A 20820-nucleotide genomic window follows, 5' to 3' on the forward strand; every position below is an offset into this window, starting at 1 on the left:
TCTTGAAGAACGTCATCGACTGGAAGAGATGGAAGGGGCACTCTTTCCACTGACCTCAGAAGAACCGGGAGGTAAAGCAGATTCGGATGCCGATCCAACGCCCTGAACCCTGCTTACCTTTACGATATTCCCTTGCGATACGAATGAACTCACTCAAGAATTGCATGACCGCATGCCTGTCATCCTAGATCCGAAAGACTATGATCGCTGGCTTGATTCCGGCGACCCACAACATCCGCCCATCGATCCTCTTCGCCCCTGCCCGGCGGAACTTTTGCGCGCATTGGAAGTCGGAACACGTGTTGATAAGCGCGCGTGATGAACCGGTATGGATATTTGCAATTACGCGACCCTCGGTGAGCCCTTGGGAGCTGTGCGAGGTTACCGCGTAGCCGTGATCGAAGCTCCTCATCTTCACCGGGTCGAAGGTGACGAAGCGCCGGCCCTTCGAATTCATCTGCACGGTGCTCATCTTGCAGCTTTACGATGGTGCGAGATCTCGGTTGTTGACTTCAAGTTGCTTGTCTGTTGCCATGAACTTGATGCGGTCGCCAGTGGCAAACTCTCGCGTGACCTCCTGGTATACGTTCGCGCCCTTGAGCCGCTTTGGATCATAGGTTACGGTTTGACCGTCCACCCGTTCCACAGTGAGGGTGTTGTCGCGTCCATTCGTGGAATCCACTCTTGCGGAACCCTCCCGCTCGACGTCGTGGAGCTTGATTCCGTTCGTGTACTTCAGGATGTCGCCGCCTTGGTAGCGGGCAGCCCATTCCCGATCTGCACTAGTCATATCGGATCGGTGCGTCAGAGTGCGGAACTAGCGGTCGTTGTCTGCCAGTGCGCCGGTAGCGTGCAGCTCCGTGCGGATGGCTTGGTTGATTGCCTGCCGGCTGTGGTTGTCGGGCGTGAAGATAATAGTGTTCTGGCTTTGCAAACCGCCCCAAGCGAGTGGTGCATCGGTAGTTTTTGCACGTTATGCCGGCGTAGCCGGCTTCTCTTCGGTCTACTCCTGTTCTCCTAATCGGTACTGCGTAGGCATGCACAGCGCAAGGAATTTTAGGCTAATACGTTGGATCGCTTTTTCCTCTTGGGTGCCAGCCCGTCGAGTGCGGTTGAGGTTCAAGAGTGTTCCGCCACCGTCGTAGACAGGTCGATACGGCGCGATACGACGATCGATCAGTTTCAAACGGAGGCACAAATAAGGACACATTCGTTTCCGAAATATGCTCCCAAAGTGCCTCTTCGCTCCCTTGATTACATTATAAGTTTCTGATTCTATTGGTCTTTATTACTTTGACACGGTAGAGGTCAGGAGTTCGAGTCTCCTCGTGCCTACCATATTTCTCTTAAACTCAAGGCCTGTCGGCCATAAAATCTCACCCATCGTCCAACTTTGTTCGCGGTCCCCTCCACTCTCTGAATTCTGAGCGTCGGGAGCGTGCGTATTTGAATGCCACCCCCACGAATTCTGATTCTGCTATGTGCCGATCAGTACGTGACCTCTTTTTCCGATAACGCAAATTTCTCGTACCGGTTCAGGTTCCATTCCACCTCGGCGGCCATTCGGATAGACAGAGGAATGGCGGACAACGTGTAGCGCGCTCCGCTCTATGCAAAAGAGACAGTCTGGATGTTACGTAGGTTGCGGTATCGCGATCAGCTTGTCGCGGGTGGCACATCCCGATCAAACGGGGAAGTTCCCCTGTAACGGATTACCCCTTCCCGTATCCCGCAGGATTCCGCGAATTGGTGATCGAAGCCTACGCCAAGAGTCGACCGGACTAATTTATATTTCCGGGTTTATATTTCCTGGCGATTTCCGGTGATATTGTGGTCTGGCGCTGCAGAACCAGATTTCGTGTCACAATCCTGCTCTGCGCTCCACTCCTCCCCAGACAAGTCATTCTCGGTACTCTCGCTTGCCCGCCATGGGACCTCTTCTCGCGGCGAAGTACCGGATCTGAATCCATTGAACTACTGGAGATCGACCGTGCTTAATCCCATCTGCAATTCCTTGCTCTGCCGCGTTCGCGTAGCGTTGCGGCTCCTTGGTTTCGTCCTTGCCTCAGCGTCACTGACCATGTTGGCTGCCTCGGCAGATGTAGCAGCGCAGGACACGCCGCGTAGCCCAGGAGTATCGTATGCGGAGAAGCCGTTAGCTTTCGAGCCGGCCGACCCCGCGGATGCAGCCACGAGTCTCTTCGAGGCCAGGGGACATGGGTACGCGGTTTCCCTCCGAAAAGATGGAGCGAAGATCTCCTTTCCAGCGAGCCAGGCGGGTGGCATAACACCGGGCATTGCGCTCAGTCTTGTCGGTTCCAGTACTGGCGTTGAGATTACTCCGGACTCGCTGCGCGAAGGGGTTTCGAACTACGTTCCATCTTCCGATTCGAAGACCTGGCGATTGAATGTGCCCCGGTGGGGAAAGGTGAATTACCGTGACGTATATGCCGGAATCGATCTGAGCTTCTATGGCCAGAAACAGATGCTGGAATACGATTTCCATGTTCATCCCAAAGCAGACCCAGAAAAAATCCGTCTAGCGATTGACGGTGCTGAAGATGCGCGGATTGGTACGAACGGAAGCCTTGAGTTGAAGGTAAACGGAACAACGATCCGCTTCTTGAAGCCTGTCGCTTATCAGCTTTCGGCTAGCGGTGAGCGTGAAGCGATAAGTTCAAGTTATCGGCTCATACCTGCCTCAGATGGCAACTCGTCGTGGAAGCTGGCTTTCCATGTCGGTCAGCATGATCCGACACGTGATCTGGTCATCGATCCTGTTCTGAGTTATGGACTACAGCTTGCCTATGCCGATAACACCATCGGTGGCATGACCGTGGATGGTGCCGGAAACACCTATGTTACGGGGCAAAACCAGACCAAGGGTTTCTATGTCAGCAAATATGGCCCGACGGGAGCGCTGTTATTTAATACTGTCGTCGGCAATAACACGGTTACCTGTTATCCCAATGGGATTGCTCTTGATGCCAGCAATAACATTTACGTGACGGGATCTTCAGCCCCCGGGCTGCCTACGACGGCAAATGCCTACCAGGCAACTTCGCCTTCGACTAAGACTTACTTCACCGTTCCGTTTGTTGCGGCATTGCCAGCGAGCGGAGCTGCGCCTACCTACCTGAGCTACTTGGGCGGGACCAATAACTACGACTATGCTTCTGGCATAGCAGTGAATGGCGTCGGACAGGTATTTATTACCGGCTATGAGAGCTCGACCACCTTCCCGACGACCACGGGAGCTTATCTGAGTGCTTATCCGGGGGCATCTTATGCGGCGTTTGTGGCCAAGCTCAATACGGCAGCTTCGGGTGCGGCGTCGCTGGTCTACTCCACGCTTGTGGGTGCATCGGGCATTCAGAGCGCAGGCGCTGCTATCGCAGTCGACCCTTCTGGCGATGCCTACGTCGCGATTCAATCCTATGCCGGATACCCTGTGACATCGGGTGCCTACACCTACAGCGGAGGTTACTCAGATAGCTATACGCTCGGAGCCTATCTTACGAAGATCAACCCGACCGGAACGGGTCTGCTCTACTCGGCTTATCTCGGACCCGGTGCGATTACCGGAGTAGCCCTTGACACCAGCCTGGATGCTTACGTCACTGGATCGGTCTACGCTGAAGATTTCCCAACAACAGCCGGTGCGTATCAGACGAAGTATCCCGGTGGATTTGTCTCTGAGTTAAACCCGTCGGCGACGGCGCTCGTTTACTCAACGTTTCTAAGTGGGCCAAGTGGCGCTTACAGCCCGTCATCCAACACGGTCTTTCCGCAATCGATTGTGGTAGCGCGTGCCTGTGCTTCGAATTGCGCTGCCTATGTGGCCGGCTATACCTATGCAACTGATTTCCCGGCAGTGTCTCCGATCCAGACAGCCGTCATACCGAATAACTCCGGTCCCACTGCATTTCTTACTCAGATCGCCGGAGGCGGATCCAGCGCAACGTTCTCAAGCTATCTCGGTGCCATCACAGGGACGATTACCTCTCCCTTCGGCACGCCCCTGTTTCCGACCCCGACGGTCGCAGTCGATACAGCAGGGGACATTTACTTTGCAGGCAATGCTTCTGGAGTGGACTTTCCTGTAACACTTCCGGCAGGCACGAACATTCCGGCAAGTTATATCGCCAAGATCAGTCCTGCGGCGGGCGGACTTATCGTCGCCTCCCCAAAGAGCGTCAATTTCGATAACTATAACTACAGTGGTCAGGCGATTGGCGTCAGCTCAACCCTGACCGGAGTTCCAGTGCCCCTCTTGCTGCGCAATATGGGGAGCAGCCCGGTTGCAATCAGCTCGATTACCTTTACGCCGGCGACGGAGTTCTCTGAGACCGATAGCTGCCAGATGACAATTCCGGCTGGCGGTACCTGTACGCTCAATCTCGCCTTTACGCCGACTGCGAAAGGCGTGCGCACTGCCAGCTTGTCGATTGCTTCGAACGCCACCGTTACGCCGGTCACGATTGCTTTGAGCGGCACAGGAGAGGCACTCGGCTACCTGCAGGTCTCCAGCGCGACGGTGACTTTTCCGGACACGGCGCTGGGCAGCATCAGCAGCGGGCAGATGATCACGGTCTCGAACATTGGCCAGACCCTGGTGAATTTGCAACCGATCACACTCTCTTCTGTTCGTGGCAGTTGGGGCTCTGGCAGCGATTTCCTGACGTTGTCGAATTGCCCCGCACAACTGGCCCCGGCTGCGACCTGTTCCGTCGGATCGACATTCGCACCATTAGCGACAGGCCCGCGCGCCGCGACGTTCTATCTGCAGGGCGACGGCTTTGGGAACCAGTCCGTGTATCTCTATGGCACCGGCATTGTGGGCACGGCACAGGGAACAGTGTCGCTTTCTGCTTCGATTCTCAATTTCAATGCGCAGCTGATCAACACTTCTGGGACGCGTCAGACGGTAGTGTTGACCAACACCAGCACCGCGCCCGTCACCATCTATGGCGTCAAGATTGCTACTACGGGGCAGACTGCGACCAGCGATTTCTCCATCTTTAACGGCAGCTGCGTCAACACCACAACCGTGGTACAGGTCAATCCGCAGTCATCGTGTGCGGTCACCGTGCAATATACGCCCACCGTGGCAGCCGCGGAGACAGGAACGCTGTCGTTCACCGATAGCGCTTCCGGCACTCCGCAGGTGGTTTCACTCACCGGCACGGGCCTGGCGGTGAGCCAGACTATTGAGATCACCCCTGGGAATTACGTATTCCCTGATCAGCCTATCGGGGTACCAACGACGGCAGCATATTTTTACGCGTTCAATACCGGTACCTCGCCAGTCACCATCGACAGGATTCTGGTGAGCGGAGACTATTCGCTGCTCAGCACGAGTTGCGCCGGGGCAATTCTGAAGCCAAATCCGGCGACGGGCTTTGAGCCGAGTCCCAGTTGCAACGTACGCGTTGTATTTACGCCCACGGCCATTGGAACCCGGACTGGAACGTTGACGTTCGTCGACACGGCAGGTACAACGCAGCAGGTGCTCACGCTTGCTGGCACTGGCATTGCTGCGACCGGCGGCGTATTCCTTGAACCTACATCCCTGATCTATCCGGTTCAGGCGATCGGTACCACGAGTGCAACGCAGCACCTGACCATCACCAATCCGGGCAATTCGCCGACGACCATCACCAACATCACGACCACGGGCGATTATGCGATTGTGAACGTCTGCACCAGCGGAACCTATCCCTATGTTCTCGGCGCGCAGCGAACCTGCGGCGTTGACATCAGCTTTACGCCGACGACCGCGACCAATCCCAACAAAGGCAGCGTCGTGGTTACGAGTTCTGGCGGAACAGCGACGCTTCCGATTACAGGCAGCGGTGTTGCAGCCACCACTGCGATTGGTTTGACGCCAACGGCTGTCGACTTCGGTAATTTGGTCACCGGATCGCAGGCTGGATTCAACATCTATGTGAGGAATACCGGGACTGCTCCGCTTACGCTCACTTCTGGTGCAATGTCGGGAGCGAACGCGGCGGACTACAGCTTGAGCGGTGGCAGCTGCGGCTTTTACGGGAACCAGCTTGCGCCGGCCGCCAGTTGCTATATCCAGGTGTACTTCACACCCTCCGCCGCCGGAGCGCGAGTGGGAACGATCAGCCTCGTTGATTCGGCAGGAACCCAGACAATTGCTGTCACGGGAACCGGTGTCGCTGCGTTGTCTACGGTGATGCCAACGCCTAAGATCCTGGCCTTCGACCAGGTAACCGTCGGCACCAGCGCCGCGACCAATCAGACTGTAACCTTGCACAACTACACCGCTGCGGCTCTTGTTGTTTCGACCGCAAAGATCACGGCAGGGGGCAACGCTTTCCTGATTCCAGCGGGTCAGGACACCTGCTCCGGAGCAACAATTCAACCGAACGGCGGCTGCAATGTGTATGTGGGCTTTAGCCCGACGACGGCCGGATACCAGACCGGTACTCTGACCTTCACCGATTCAAAGAACGTCACCTATCCTGTCAGCCTCGCAGGTTACTCACCGGCGGTCGGACCCTCGTCTTACCTGGATCCTGTAAGCCTGGCCTTCCCCGGACAGGTGCTGACGACGATTTCTCCCTATCAACTCGTCACGCTCAGCAATACCGGCGACATACCGCTGACCGTAGGCACATTGACGGGAACGAACACGATCGTGGGCGCTACCACAACGGGTGCATTTTCGACCAACAGCACGCAGGGCGGATCTGACGGTTGCAGCGGTGTCACGGTCGCACCGCGCCAGAAGTGTCTGGTGTACATTGCGTTCGCTCCGAGTGCTGCCGGTGCAGCGTCGGGGACCATCAACTTCCCGGTCACCTACTCCAATGCAACCACCACCCAGTACAGCGTTGCGCTGACCGGCACAGGGCTGGCCGTCAAGGACTCGGCAGAGCTGTCCCCGACGTCAATCACCTTCCAGGACCAGGCCGCGTCGGCGGTTTACGGCTCCGGTACGGATGCAACTCAGTCGGTCAATCTGTGGAACACCGGCAACCTTCCGTTTACTGTTGGCGCACTAATTGGTTCGGATACAGTGATTGGCTCGGCGACCACCGGTGACTTCTCAACCTCGGGCACGGTCGGCGGCTACGACGGCTGCACCGGCCAGACGATCTCCCCAAACAGCTATTGCACGGTCACGGTAGCATTCAACCCGTCAACTGTCGGCGCCAAGGCGGGAAGCATCAAGTTCCCCGTGACCTACGCGGACAAGACAACTGCCGCGCCTGTATCCACGTTCGCTGGCACGGCGGTTGCGGGCAGCTCTAAGGTCGTAGTTTCACCGGCCAGCGGGCAGTTCGATGTGCAGATCGTCGGCACCACCAGCGACAGCAGCGAAGTGCTGACGTTCAACCTGACGAATACAGGCAATTTGCCCGTCAAGATTGCAACCTCAACCATCACCAGCAACTTCTCCTTCGTCAGCGATAGCTGCAGCGGTACGACGGTTCCCGTCAACTATGGTTGCCAGATCTCCGTAGCGTTTTCGCCGACTGCCACAGGAGTCGTGAACGGTACACTGACCATCCCCGACAACGCCACTGGAGCGCCCCATAAGATAGCGCTGACTGGCACGGGTATTGCAGCAACGCAACAGATCGTCTTGTCCCAGAGCAGCGTTACCTTTGCCAACCAGACGGTCGGTACCAAGAGCGCTCCGGTCTATGTCCTGGTCAGCAATCAGAGCGGGGCAACAGTTCCAGTCAGTACGGTTGTCCTTGGCGGAGCCAATCCGACGGACTTTGTCGAAAGCGATAATTGCGTGGGATCGTCCATCTACCCTCACTCCTATTGCCAGATCACGATCCAATTCAACCCGGCAGCTACCTCGCTCGGCGTCAGGACAGCAACGATCACCGAGACGGATACGGCCAGCGGCGGTCCCAGGGTCATCACAATCAAGGGGACCGGCGTTGCCCTCGCGCCGACGGTTGCGCTCTATCCGGCAAGCATCAACTTCGGCACCCAGGTGCTGAACACCAAGAGCACGCCGCAGACCTTCAGTGTGACCAACACCGGCCCATCGACGAGCTCTCTCAAAATCACGGGAGTCACTTCGTCGAATGCCACGGAGTTCCCGATCAGCAGCAACGGCTGCCTGAACCAGACTCTGGCTGGAGGGCAGGACTGCCTCATCACTGTCTACTTCCTCCCCAACGCAGGCAGTACGCAAACCGCGACCATCTCCGTGACGGACAACGCAACGGGATCGCCGCAAACGCTCACTTTGACCGGCGTAAGTGTCGGTATTCCTCAGGCAACCCTGACGCCGTCCAGTCTTACCTTTGCGAGCACGGGGGTCGGTGTGACATCCGCTGCACAGACCCTGACCCTCGCCAATGCAGGCACGGACACACTGAAGATAGCCAGTGTTGCCATCAGCGGCACCAATGCTACGGACTTCAAGCAGACCAACACCTGCGGTACCGGAATCACCGCAGGCACGAGCTGCACGATCTCCGTAACATTCGATCCGGCAGCTGTAGGGAGTCGCTCTGCAACTCTCACCGTCACGGACAACGCGGGCAACACCACCGGGTCCACACAGGTAGCAACGCTGGCTGGAACAGGGACTGGAGTCGCGAAGATCATCTTCTCGCCGATCAGTCTGACCTTCCCATCCACGAATGTCGGCGCAAGCAGTGCAGCGATGACGTTCAACGTCGGCAACCCCGGTACGGCCCCGCTCACGCTGACCAGCATCAGCGTGGTTCCCACCGGTGATTACACGCAGACCAACACCTGCGCTTCTACGCTCGCTGCAGGTGCTACATGCACCGTGTCAGTCATCTTCTCACCGAAGGCGGCGGGTACGCGCACCGCTGCCATTTCCTTCGCTGACTCTGCTGCAGGTTCACCCCAGACGGTGCCGCTGACCGGCACCGCGATCGGTGTACCCGCTGTCACGTTGAGCGCGGCATCGGTGACCTTCCCATCAACGTCGATCGGGGTAGCGAGCGCTGCGCAGGTGGTTACCCTTACAAACACGGGAAGCGGATCCCTGGTGGTTGCGTCCTTCGCACTGTCCGGAACCAACGCGACGGATTTCGCTGCAACCTCGACCAACTGCGTTGCCACACTGGCTCCGGCGGCAGCCTGCACGGTCAGCCTGACCTTCAAACCGACGGCCGCGGGAACTCGAAGCGCGACCCTCACCTTCAAAGACAATGCCGGGAATGTCACAGGAGCGACTCAAACAGTAGCACTCTCCGGAACCGGCGCGGGTATCCCACAGGCCAACCTGAGCGCAACCACGCTTACCTTTGCCAGTGACCCTGTCGAGAAACCGGAAGGCCCTCTCAGCATCACCGTCGGCAATGCCGGTACGGCGCCGTTAACAGTGACGTCCATCCTCGTGACTGGCACCAACGCCAGCGACTTCCTCGAGTTCGATACCTGCGTGCCCAGCCTGGCTGTCGGAGCGAAATGCGAAGTAGCCTTGTACTTCATCCCCAGCGCTGCCGGCACCCGAACGGCCAGCGTCGTGATCACCGATAACGCCAACAACGTAACGGGAGCCAAGCAGACGATAGCCGTGACAGGAACAGCGACAGGTGCACCCCAGGTGAACCTCTCGCTGACCAGCATGGCCTTTGGTACGGTTAAGGTGGGCACAGAGTCCGCGGGACAATCCGTAGTTCTCACCAACACGGGCAACTCAACTCTCACCGTAACCGGGGCCGCGATCACCGGTACCGCTGCAGCCGACTATCAGCTGTACAACACGTGCTCGTCGCTCTCGGCCGGCAGCAGCTGCATCGTGGTCGTATTCTTCAAGCCCACTGCGGTTGGAAGCCGTCCCGCCACGCTAGCGATTACAGACAACGCCAACAACGTTGCGGGAACAGTCCAGAACGTGACCCTGACCGGAACAGGGAACTAGCACAACTGTACCAACAAATGCGGGCTGGAGAGGTCTCTCACTCTCCAGCCCGTTTTCGTGCCACGGATCGAGCCGATCAGGAATATTTATCGAAAGAGCCGATAGGCGACGCCGACATGAAAGCCATTCGGCGCCAATGCATGTTTTGGCTCATTGGCGAAGCCCGGCGAGTCGTGCCAGATCTGGTATTCATATTCGGCGCGCAGCAACCAGTGATGGCTCAGGCGATAGCCGGTGCCGGCTCCCGGCGCAAGCGCAAGATAGCTTCCGTCGCCGATCGCGAACGGGTAGTGAATCTTGCCCTCACCTACCAGGAACTTGCCGTAGGGCTGAAATCTTCCCTTGTTGAGAAAGTAGACCTTCGGCCCGGCAAGATAGCTGCTTTCCGTCGAGTTCTCAAATCCGCCGAAGTGCAGAAAGCGCGCATCCCCCTCCACACCAAAGCGTCCGTTCAGCTTGAAATCAGCAAACGCTCCAACGCCGAAGATCCGCTGGCCGCTCTGGTACGGGAAGGACGCGTTGACGTTGGAGTACTCCGCGCCCACCCAGATCGACTTCACATTGCGATAGGCCGACGGAGCCACCTGCGCACGGGCAGGTGCAAGCAACAGCGCTGCGGAGAGCGTTACCAGCACGGGGATGCAGCGGAGCTTTCTCAAGGAATCCATTCTTAGCCTCAAAACAGGGATTTGACGGTCAGGGTAACGACGGCGGAATGCGTAAGAGCCGTACTATCTCCCGTCGCCGTGGCTGTCACTGCGACCTGGTAGGTCCCGGGCGGCGTGCCTCCGGTGATCGGTTTCACTGACCCACATCCGGAGATCCCGAGGCCTAAGGCCATCATCAGTAACAGAGAAGACAATCCCGCCAGCAAGCTACGGCGGCGTCTCCACGCGGGCAGTAGCAGCAATGTGAGCGCGCCCATTACCGCTGCGGGACCGGAAGCTGAGGCAGACGAAGCTTTGTGCGGAGCCGCCGTCTGGATGACGAGTTTCGCAGCACCCTGACCTTGCGGCAACGAAGCCGGACTGAAGGCGCAGGTCGCATTCGCTGGCAAGCCGGAACAGGAAAGCGCAACCGGCTGATTGAAGCCATTTAAGCTGGTCACGCTGACCTGAACCGAAACAGCTTCGCCGGTATACATGCTCGCCGCTCCAGGCGTGGCGAGGATAGAGAAATCCCCGGCTATGATCGTTTCCTGGAACACAGCTGAGCTGCTGCCGAAGTAGTCCGTATCGCCACCGTACACAGCGGTGATGCTATGCACTCCAACGACCGAGAAACTTGTCGTAAGGTCCGCCGTACCCGTTGCCGAGAGCTGGGAGGAGCCGAGCGGCTTGTCACCGTCATAGAAGGTGACGCTGCCGCTGCCGACCGGGCTGGCGTTGCTTTGAGTGGAATTCCCTTGCGCGGAGACCGTGGCCGTCAACGTCACCACCTGATTGACGTTCCCCGGATTCGGCGCGCCGGTAAGCGTGGTGGAAGTAGCGGCGGCAGTGACGACCTCCGTTAGCGACGCTGTACTCCCAAGAAGGTCGTTAGTACCCGAGAAGCTGGCAGTGACCGGATAGCTGTCGGGCGGCAGGCTCCCAGGGGTATACGTTGCCGATCCATTAGCATCCGTCGTAAGACTGATGTTCTGGCCATGGATGCTGAGATGGATGGTGTTGCCTGCTCCAGCGGATTGGTTGTTGACGGTCAGGCGAGCAGTGAACGTGATCGTATTGAGAAAGGGCGAAGGATTCCTGCTGGAACCAAGCGTAAGCGCAGTCGCAGCAGCATGGATGACAACGGGAAACGAATTGCAAGTGCTGGTCAGGTAGACAGAACTGCCGCCGTACGCGCAGGTAAGGTTGTACGTTCCGCCGGGCAGCCCGCTCGAACTCAGGGTAGCAACTCCACCCGCGAGAGTTCCGGTGCCCAGAACAGTCGCGCCGTTGAGGAATGTGACAATGCCCGTCGGCGTACTCGGGCCGGGCAATGTGGCCGGCGAGACCGTCGCGGTAAGCGTGACCGGGGACCCATAAGTAGAACTCGCAGGAGCCACAGTCAGGGTCGAGGTCGTTGGAAGGGCGTCGACCACTTCGGAGCAGCTGGCCGAGCTGACAGCAAAGGGACCAGTCGGTGTGTACGTTGCGACAATGTTGTGCGTCCCTGCGACCGAGCCAATGTAGCTGAGGCTCGTCGTGCCGCTGAGCAGATTCCGCGTTGCCAGCAGCGCTCCATTGTCGGTGAAGCTGATCGACCCCGTGGGTGTTCCACCCGCGGAAGAAACGCTGGCGATCAGTTGTGCCGTATTCCCGACATTCAGCGGGTTCGGCAGGCATGTGAAGACAGTGCTGGTCTTAAAACCGTTGATCACTTCGGTCAGCGAAGCTGTGCTCGAACCGAGGGACCCCGTCGGCTGGTAGTTCGCGGTAATGACATGGCTCCCGACAGATAAGCTTGACGTCGTGTAATAAGCAACACCGTTCACCAGACTGACCGTCGCCAGAATAGCGCTGCCATCCAGGAAGGTGATAGCACCCGTCGGGCTTCCTGACCCGGACGAGGATACGCTTGCGGTGAATGTGACCGCAGTTCCATATGGAGATGGGTCGAGCGAAGAGGACAGCGTTGTCGCAGTGGCGATTTGGCTCACGACAACCTGGAGGACACTTGCAGAGGCGCTCGAATAGGTCGAGTTTCCCTGGTAAGAAGCCACAATCCCGTGAGCACCAAGTGCAAGCGTGGAAATGGGGAAGCTGGCGTTGCCGCTTGCGTTGGAGGTGAGGGTCGCCAACGTGGTGTTGGTGGTATTGTCGGTAAGCGTGATGACACCAGGAGGAACGCCGTTGACGGAGGAGATGTTTGTTTGGAAGGTGACACTCTGTCCGACAAGCGATGGGTTTGGAGCAGAAGTCAAATTCAGAGTGACTCCGTAGGCGTTGACCAGAACAAAGATTTTGACCGACTCGCAGGGAGGGAACACGCCCTCTCCGGCGTATGTGGCCAGAAAAGCATGCGTCCCGGGAACGAGGCCCTTCCCCAGAGTGAGCAAGGCACCCCCCGTACCGTCGATGGTGGCAGCGCCGATCTGATTTCCATCTTCAAAAAAGCTCACCGTGCCCGTGGGTATCCCGAGCGGTGAGTACATGTTTGCGGTCAGCGTAAAGCTTTGGCCGCCATTGACGTAATAGGCGGAGGGGTTGAGCACGGCCGTGGTCGGATTGGCCGTAAGTTTACCGGCGCTCTCATACACGCCCATATCAATAACCGGATAGCCCTTGCCGGTCGCATCCAGCACCCGTGGATTACCGTCAAGATCGCCGGTGAGCGGAGAGTCTAGATTGGCAAGAAGCTGAAGTGCGCTGTTGTTGCCCGTATCGATGGCGGGTGAGCCTGCAAGCAGATGATAGTCGTTACTGGCAGGCTTCTTGAAGAGTGGATCCGCGGAGATATTGCCGTACTGGCCAGTCTGATCGGGGCACGCGCCCCCGTAGCCTGGGCCTGCGGGATTGTAGATATCGTTGTGATCGAATACAAGAGGGGTGGCGCTGAGATAGTTATAGATCGGGCCGCAGACCAGGACGGCATTTTTGTCTGCGCCGACCGCAATATTATCGGTAAATTCGTACTGTGCGAGATTGCCATCGAGATAAACCTGGGATGCTGCCGGCTCACCGTACTCGTCCATGGATGAGATAGATGTATTGCCAATGAACGTGTTGTTCTGGATGAGCCCAATGAATGGCCCCTGCGTTTCATCCGGCGGATGAAGGGCAATCGCTCCGCCTCCGAATTGGGCGACGTTTCCGTAGAACAGATTTCCGGCAATGATCATGTTATCGGAATTGAAGGTCGCGATTCCTCCGCCGTCTCCCGTAGTGGCGTTGTCCGCGAAGACGTTGCCTTCGATCACCGAGTTTTCGCCAGCCCAGATTTGAAGTCCACCGCCATCGTAGTCCACGGCGTGCTGATTATGAATGATGGTATTTCCGATCACCAAGCTGGGCTGAGGATAATTGCCTCCCAGAACAATGGCGCTGCCGGTGAAGCTGTCGCATCTTCCGTTGTTGGATTCGTTCGTGTTGCTAATGACATTGCCCTGAATGAGAGGGCCGCCAAAATCCACGTTAATCCCGTTGCATGGATTATTGGTAATGATGTTATTGATGATTGTAGGCGCCGATCCGACCAGTATCCCGGGGTAATACTGGTTTGGAGTTGGATTGCTGACGCCTTGGATCGTGAACCCGTTGAGAATACTGTTGCGAGTTTCCGCGGAGACGAACGTGACGACCGGCATGGTCCCGTCGCCCTGGATGATGGTCTTTGCTGCTCCCTGGGCGCTGACAACCGTGATGGCTTTACCACTAAAATTGATGTTTTCGCCATATGTTCCAGGCTCAACGAGAACAGTATCCCCAGCATTGGCCGCTTGAATCCCCGACTGAATGGTCGTATAGGGCTGGCCAGGACCAACGTGAATCGTCGTCTGCGCCAGAGATGCGGTGGCGAGCAGCGATAGAGTGCCTGTGAGAGCAGAGCGCAGTATGGGGAGAAGCTTCGCGAGCATTCGGGACCTTGTAAGTGTGAAGACAGTCTATCCCACTCCCACGCGTGAGCATGAGATGGGAAACGAAAGTCTCATGTCAGTTATAGAGTCAACCTCGAAGTTTTCATGTGCATGGAAAGTCCCACCGGGCGATGCCCTGAGCTTCGATTCAAATGAAGGGCCGGAAACGCGCCGCCCCAGCGGGAATGGCTGCGGCGCCCCAATGCTGCAAGAGCTCATCGGGCTCTATCCCGTAAAATAAGGCCTGCACCACACCCCAGCTGAATCTCTCCGCTGAATCCCCGGTTGCCTGAGGAATCCATGGCCGCATTGCTAGACGCCATCAACGTAAAGCGCAAGATGTACTTTGAATTTGAGAACGCCCCCTACCTCTGTCTCGAGTCGGAAATCTCGACCCCCACCGCCCGCGGCGGCCAGACGCTCGTGCGCCTCAAAATGCGCAACCTGATCACCCGCGCTGTCTTCGACAAGACATTCAAGGCAGGCGACAAGTTCAAGGAACCCGATCTCACCGTCGACGAGGCATCCTACCTCTACAGCGACGCCGATGGCTCCTATTTCCTCGATCAGGCCACCTACGAGACCCTCACCCTCAACGGCGACATGGTAGGCGACGCTCTCGACTATCTGCTCGAAGGCGCTCTCCTCCAGATTCACAAGTACAACGGCAACCCCATCGGCCTGCAGCTCCCCGCCCAGGTCGAGCTAGCCGTCACATACACCGAGCCCGGCGTTCGCGGCGATACCGCCAGCGGAGCCGTTACCAAGCCTGCCACCCTCGAAACCGGCATCGAAATCCGCGTCCCCTTCTTCATCAAGCAGGGGGAAAAGATCAAAGTATCGACCGAAACCCGCGAGTTCTACGGTCGCGCCTGACACACTTCGATCTGCCTGAGCGCTTCCGGGGACGGGAGAAATCTCTGCCGTCCCCGAGCTTCCGCTGCCCATTTCCGCCCCGCCGATTGTTCCTGAGCTCCTCCTGTGTATTGCTCAAAACGCCTGAGCCTGCAAGATGAGCGCGCCGTTGTAACTGCCGGCAGGCAGCTGCGGCAGACTGCCGAGATTGATTTCAAGATTGAGATTGTCCGTGCGGCACACGGCAAGAAGACAGCTCAGGATCGGCAGACTACTCGTGCTGTACAGCAGAAGCCCAGCTCCGGCGGTCCCCACCGCATTGCTCTGCGTAAACGCTGTGAAGGTGGTCGGACTTCCCGTCGTCACCTGGCCCAGCACCGCCGAGGAAGGAATGTTATTCGGAGTCGAAGCCCCATCGGTAAGCGCTGCCGATGCGGAACTGAAATACCCATATAGCGACAGGTTTGTCAGTAGGGAAATCCCGTAGACAGCCGTTGTGATGGCAACTGCACTGGACCCCGTCGCCACTCCGCCCTTGACCAGCGTAAAACTCACTAAAGTCGGCGTTGCCGTTACGGTGAGTGTACAAAGTACGCAGAGCAACTCCGGCCTTGGTCGCATCGTCCGCGGCTGCACGCGCAGCGCCTGCGGATCAGCTGCCGCGGCGGCGGCAAGCAAAAGCACCCAAAGTGCTCCGAATTGGAACCGCCGTCCAACGCCCTGCAACGTCATGGCATCTTCCGGTCGCTTCCCGAGGCTCCCGGCGAGGGTAGCGCCGAAGCTGGATTCTGCGAAATGATCGGCACCCGCCGCACCGTCACCATTACGGTTGCTTCCGGGCTGTTTTCCTCGGTCGCGCTGCGAATGGTCGTCGGCATGGACGTGATCTGCCAGTTCCCACCCTGTAGGAACTCCCCGATGACCACTCGCAACTGGTGCGTTCGCGGCTTGCTCTCCCGCATGTAAAAACATCCCGTCGAGTCTGTATACACCGGCCTTTCGTCAATCACCACCGCCGCACCCTCCACGGCGCCCCCGTTCGCATCCACCACGCATCCATGGAGGATGTACCGGCCCAGGATCATGTGTTCTGGCGGCGCCGCGGCCTGAGCGCGGCTGAAAACAGTGCTGGCGTCTGCGGTATAGCGCAGGTGTCCTGTCGGGTCCACATAGGACGCTCCATGCAACAGCAAACGTCCCATCAGGTGCATCTTCATGTCGAGTAACAACGCCTGCTGGAAGGGCTGCGCATTTTCTGCAGGAACGTAAAAGGTGTCATAGTTGGCGCTGAATGAAATGAAATTCGACAAGAACTCCCCGCCGAAGTTCACGCTCGTATTGCCATTGGAATACGTCACGCTCTCATTGACCGATATCCGTGAGGTCAGCACTTCGGTCAAGGTGGCAAGAAGACTGTCGGTCGTCCTCCCGTCCTTCGGCTTGCTCACAAAGTAGTTTGTCGCAAGGCGCAGCCGCGAAGTAACATCGCGCATCGCCGACAACGCCACAGCGTGATTCGCCTCCGTCCCATACCCAGGCTGCTCATACGTCGAGCGATACATCGTCCCACCCACCTGCGTACCCAACAGATGGAGAGACGCCGATACCTGATCGATCGAGCTGCGAACATTGACAAGGTTCGGCTCTCGCTGCGTGGAGGACTGAGGAACGAGATAATTCTGATGGCTGCCAGTAATCGAAAGAAAATGCATCGGCCTTACCGTTACCAGCACATTCTCCCTGTCCGGCTCCGCCAGCAGTGGCGACGCCACGGCAATCCGGTGAAACTGTTGCCCTGCAGCAATGTACGCAGCCCGCAGATCGAAGCGAGACCGCTCCATGTTCAGGCTCAGCGCGCCAAACGGCTGATTCGCACCCACACCGCCAGCAAAGGCTACTTCCGTCTTCGGCTGCGGCATCCATTGCAGCGCCTCAATCTGTGTGACTTTCTTCGACCCGATCGTGTCGGAGTACAGCATCCACTTCGCCGCGATCTTCTTTTTGAGAAACAGCACGGCCTCCGGCTCGCTCATCTTCACCCCGTTAAAAAACGGGCTGTTGTTGTCCAGCGACGCTACCCCCAGGTAGGCCGTGATATCCGTCCCGCCGCGCACCCCGCTGAAGCCAACACCCCTCGCCAGCAAATAGTGGCTGCTGTCAAACACATCGGTAGGCAGCCGGAAATCAATGCGATCGTCCCCAACGATGTAAGTCCCATGTGGCGTAGCCTTCAGCATTCGGGTACCCTCCAGCAGATGCCCATCCACCGTCCCAGCTCCCAGGGTGAAGTCGTAGCTCGGAGCATGCATCGTCACGCTGCCTCCGCCCGCTTGGTAAAGCGAGGATGTTCCGCCGCTAACCTCAAAAACCTGGGCTTCAAGCACAGTACCCCCTCCCCACCCCAACCATCCTGAGGCGAACCATCCCATGGCCAGCCATACCGCGACACTGCAGCCAGAGCGTGACAACCGGTTTCCTCACTCATCCAGTCTTCGTTCGTTTTTGCGCGCTCGGATGCGTTCATTGGTCGCGCGGCGCCAGCGGCTCCTTCATATCAAAATGAGGGAAATGCAGCAGCACATATTCCGGGCGAGCTTTCTCTTCCCAATCGATTTCGAGGTGTCGTGAACTGCCCGGTAGCAGTGGAAACCCCGGCAGCACCACCGACGTCTTGCCGGCTACCGCGCGCACCTCCTGCACCCGCACCAGCGCGAGACCGGTATTCTCCACGTCGCATAGCACCGTATTCTTCCCCTGCCCCTTGCCCGTTTCGTACGTCACCTGCCCCACGCGGATTGTTTCCCTATGGAGCGGTCTCTTCTGGTACAGGTACACCGTATGCGGCAGCATCACTCGCACTGTCATGCCGGGCCCCGTGCGCACCGGCGAAAATGTGGCATACACCGTGAACCACGCCGGCAGTTGATCGGCGCTCGCCTTGTAGAAAACGTAATAACTCTGCCGCGGCTCCAGCCGGAAGCTGTTCGTGGAAAGTGCGACATGGATCCCCGCATCGAGTGCGCGAAACATACCACGCCCGTCCGCCGCAATGCTGAAGCTGCGCGGCTCCAGCACAATCGCCATCGGCGTCAGCGTGTCGTTCCGTACCTCAAACCGCCCGTCTGCCTTCTCCGTGTACTCCACAATCACCGGTTCGATCGTCTGCGCGATCAGTGGGATTCCCGCAAAGCACAGACCTCCCCAGAGCGTAGCCTGCACCAGCCGTCCTCGAGCGCTCATTCGAATTCGGGATAGCATCATGCGCCTCTCGTTTTCAGCGCTTCAGAGCGCCTGCGCCTGCAGCGTTAGTGTTCCCGTATATGTCCCCGCCGGCAACTGCGGCAGCGTTGAAAGGTTGATCTGGAGACTGAGATTGTCGTTGCGTGTTCCTGCCCGGTTCAGAGCCGTCAGAGACTGCGTAAACAGCAGCAGCCCAGCACCCGCCGGACCCAGCGCCGTATTCTGTGTAAACGCCGTGTAAGTCGTCGGACTGCCGGTAGGCACCTGCCCGAACACCGCTGAAGTGGGAATCAGGTTAGGTGTGGCATTGCCGTCTGTCAGAGCCGATGTCGCTGAAGCAAAGTACCCGTCCAGGTAGAGATTCGCGCGCGTCGGCAGCAGCAGCCACGTCGTGTGAATCGCCACCGCGCTCGATCCCGTCGCCGTACCACCCTGCACCAGCGTGAACGTAACAGCACTCGGTGTTGCGGAAATCGTCAGCGTCTCCCCCAGAGTCGCTGTCAGCGAAACAGTCGAGGTGCTGGAAGTAATCTGCCCCAGAGCTGTGGTCGCCACCGAGACGCAGACCAATACCAGCAGCAATCGAACGAGTCTCCGGTGCCCGAACGTTCTCATCAGCAACTCCATCCTTCGTGGCCCCATAGCTCCCTCACGCCATGCCCTGCCCCAACTACCCGCACAGCAACTCATTCCGCCCACCCAGCCATTGTGTGGGAAATTTGCGTCAAGCTGCGGCAATTGACCGAGAAGAATCGAACACAATTCCCATCTTGAGACAGCAAGAGTGACTGATTCCCATACACGAGGCACAGACAATGGGAGCATCCTTTCGATGACTCTTGCTCGACGCCACTGCGCCTCAGGCCACTGCCCCCAATGTGCGATTCTGGAACCAGAAGGATTGCGCTCCCATGGAGATGTTGCCCATCTTCCTCAAACTCGAAGGCCGCCCCTGCCTCGTCGTCGGCGCAGGCACCATCGCCGCTCCCAAGATCGCCAGCCTCCTCCGCGCCGGAGGTGCCGTCACGGTCGTCGCGCCCCGCGTGCAAGCTGAAATCGCCGCCCAGGCTGCCCGCGGCGAGCTCACCCTGCATCTCCGCGAGGTCCAGCCATCCGACCTCGACGGCGCCTTCCTGGTCATCACTGCGACCGATATCCAGCCCGTCAATCACGCCGTGGCCGAAGAAGCCCGCGCTCGCGGCATCCTCTGCAACTCCGTCGACGACCCGCCCGACTGCGACTTCTTCTACCCCTCCGTCGTTCGCCGCAACGACCTGCAGATTGCCATCTCGACCGCAGGCAAGAGCCCTGCTCTCGCCCAGCGCCTCCGCCAGGAAATCGACGCCATGCTCCCCGAAGACACCGGCGAATGGCTCGACCGCCTCGGTGCAACCCGCGCTCGCATGCTAGAGGTTTACCCCCTCAGCGACGCCCGCAAGCAGGCCCTACACCTGCTCGCCCGCCGCGAAAGCTGCACTCCAGACGAATGTCCCGTCCAGCAGAACCTCGACCGTCTCCTCGCAGCGAAGAAGGAAAGCCAGCAGCCATGAGCGCAGCAGAAAGCGGCGTTGTGTATCTGGTCGGGGCAGGCCCAGGCTCGCTCGATCTGTTGACCCTGCGCGCCCATGCACTCATCTCCTCGGCCACCTGCCTGCTGCATGACGATCTCGTCTCAGCCGAAGTCCTCTCGCTTGCCTCACCCCAGGCGTTGGTGCAGAACGTAGGCAAGCGGTGTGGCGAAAAAATGATTACCCAGGAGGAGATCAACGACTGGATGATTCACTACGCGCAGCGGGGCCATAGCGTAGTCCGTCTCAAGAGCGGAGATCCACTTCTCTTTGGCCGTGCAGTAGAAGAGATCGCCGCGCTTTCACAGGCATTCGTCCCATTTGAAGTCATCCCTGGTGTCTCCGCAGGATTCGCGGCAGCAGCCCTCGCCGGCCTGCCGCTCACCGGACGCATCTCATCCTCGCGCCTTCTCTTTGCGACGCGCCATCTCGCAGCGGGCGACAAGAGCGGACTCGCCGGCATCAAGCCAGACGTCAGCCTCGTGCTCTACATGCCCGGCCGCGATTACGCAGCCATCGCTGCGGAGCTAGCGGCCAACGGCTGGCCCCCTGACTCACGTTGCGTCCTCGCCTCAGCCCTCGGCACACCGAAGCAACAAATGGAAACCTGCTCACTTATCGAGCTTCCGGCCATGCAGCCGCTGCCAGCGCCGCTCATCATACTCTTCCATCCAGCAGACAAGACAGCATGAGTTGGT

At 58.4% G+C, this 20820-nt stretch carries 12 protein-coding genes; 5 read left to right on the top strand and 7 right to left on the bottom strand.

Annotated elements, in window-relative coordinates; translation table 11 throughout:
* The first annotated feature begins 160 nt into the window (after positions 1–160).
* Positions 161–319: an SOS response-associated peptidase family protein gene (locus tag AC5S27_RS04650; RefSeq protein WP_493933399.1), complete on the top strand. Its 159-nt coding sequence runs from the start codon at positions 161–163 to the stop codon at positions 317–319.
* Positions 320–481: 162 nt separating this feature from the next.
* Here the strand turns inward: AC5S27_RS04650 and AC5S27_RS04655 are convergent, their stop codons facing one another.
* Positions 482–790, bottom strand: coding sequence for a hypothetical protein (locus tag AC5S27_RS04655; RefSeq protein ID WP_493933400.1), 309 nt, complete (start codon positions 788–790; stop codon positions 482–484).
* A gap of 1200 nt (positions 791–1990) precedes the next feature.
* On the opposite strand from AC5S27_RS04655, the gene AC5S27_RS04660 reads away from it, so the two are divergent.
* Positions 1991–9901, top strand: coding sequence for a choice-of-anchor D domain-containing protein (locus AC5S27_RS04660; protein ID WP_493933401.1), 7911 nt, complete (start codon positions 1991–1993; stop codon positions 9899–9901).
* An 86-nt stretch (positions 9902–9987) separates the two neighbouring features.
* On the opposite strand, the gene AC5S27_RS04665 is transcribed toward AC5S27_RS04660, so the two are convergent.
* Positions 9988–10569: an outer membrane beta-barrel protein gene (locus tag AC5S27_RS04665; protein WP_493933402.1), complete on the bottom strand. Its 582-nt coding sequence runs from the start codon at positions 10567–10569 to the stop codon at positions 9988–9990.
* Positions 10570–10577: 8 nt separating this feature from the next.
* A complete protein-coding gene (locus AC5S27_RS04670; RefSeq protein WP_493933403.1) occupies positions 10578–14459 on the bottom strand; it encodes an Ig-like domain repeat protein in 3882 nt (1293 codons plus the stop codon).
* 300 nt (positions 14460–14759) lie between these two features.
* Here AC5S27_RS04670 and efp point away from each other — a divergent pair, with 300 nt between their 5' ends.
* Positions 14760–15335, top strand: coding sequence for an elongation factor P (gene efp, locus AC5S27_RS04675; RefSeq protein ID WP_493933404.1), 576 nt, complete (start codon positions 14760–14762; stop codon positions 15333–15335).
* Between the two features lie 114 nt (positions 15336–15449).
* Here efp and AC5S27_RS04680 read toward each other — a convergent pair whose 3' ends face one another.
* From AC5S27_RS04680 to AC5S27_RS04695, 4 genes are all read right to left on the bottom strand, one after another.
* Positions 15450–16046: a hypothetical protein gene (locus AC5S27_RS04680; RefSeq protein ID WP_493933405.1), complete on the bottom strand. Its 597-nt coding sequence runs from the start codon at positions 16044–16046 to the stop codon at positions 15450–15452.
* Positions 16043–17698 (bottom strand): carboxypeptidase-like regulatory domain-containing protein, encoded by a 1656-nt coding sequence (locus AC5S27_RS04685; protein ID WP_493933406.1) that lies wholly within the window; start codon positions 17696–17698, stop codon positions 16043–16045. The genes AC5S27_RS04680 and AC5S27_RS04685 overlap by 4 nt, the downstream gene beginning before the upstream one ends.
* 136 nt (positions 17699–17834) lie before the next feature.
* The gene (locus AC5S27_RS04690) at positions 17835–18554 is read right to left on the bottom strand and encodes a hypothetical protein (RefSeq protein WP_493933407.1); all 720 of its coding nucleotides are present in this window, start codon (positions 18552–18554) and stop codon (positions 17835–17837) included.
* A 42-nt stretch (positions 18555–18596) separates the two neighbouring features.
* Complete coding sequence (locus AC5S27_RS04695) at positions 18597–19136, bottom strand: hypothetical protein (protein WP_493933408.1); 540 nt, start codon at positions 19134–19136, stop codon at positions 18597–18599.
* Positions 19137–19393: 257 nt separating this feature from the next.
* Here AC5S27_RS04695 and AC5S27_RS04700 point away from each other — a divergent pair, with 257 nt between their 5' ends.
* A complete protein-coding gene (locus AC5S27_RS04700; protein ID WP_493933409.1) occupies positions 19394–20104 on the top strand; it encodes a precorrin-2 dehydrogenase/sirohydrochlorin ferrochelatase family protein in 711 nt (236 codons plus the stop codon).
* On the top strand, positions 20101–20814 hold the full coding sequence (gene cobA, locus AC5S27_RS04705) for a uroporphyrinogen-III C-methyltransferase (RefSeq protein ID WP_493933410.1): 714 nt from the start codon (positions 20101–20103) through the stop codon (positions 20812–20814). The genes AC5S27_RS04700 and cobA overlap by 4 nt, the downstream gene beginning before the upstream one ends.
* The last annotated feature ends 6 nt before the right edge of the window (positions 20815–20820 follow it).

The sequence above is a fragment of the Acidicapsa borealis genome (assembly GCF_059115245.1).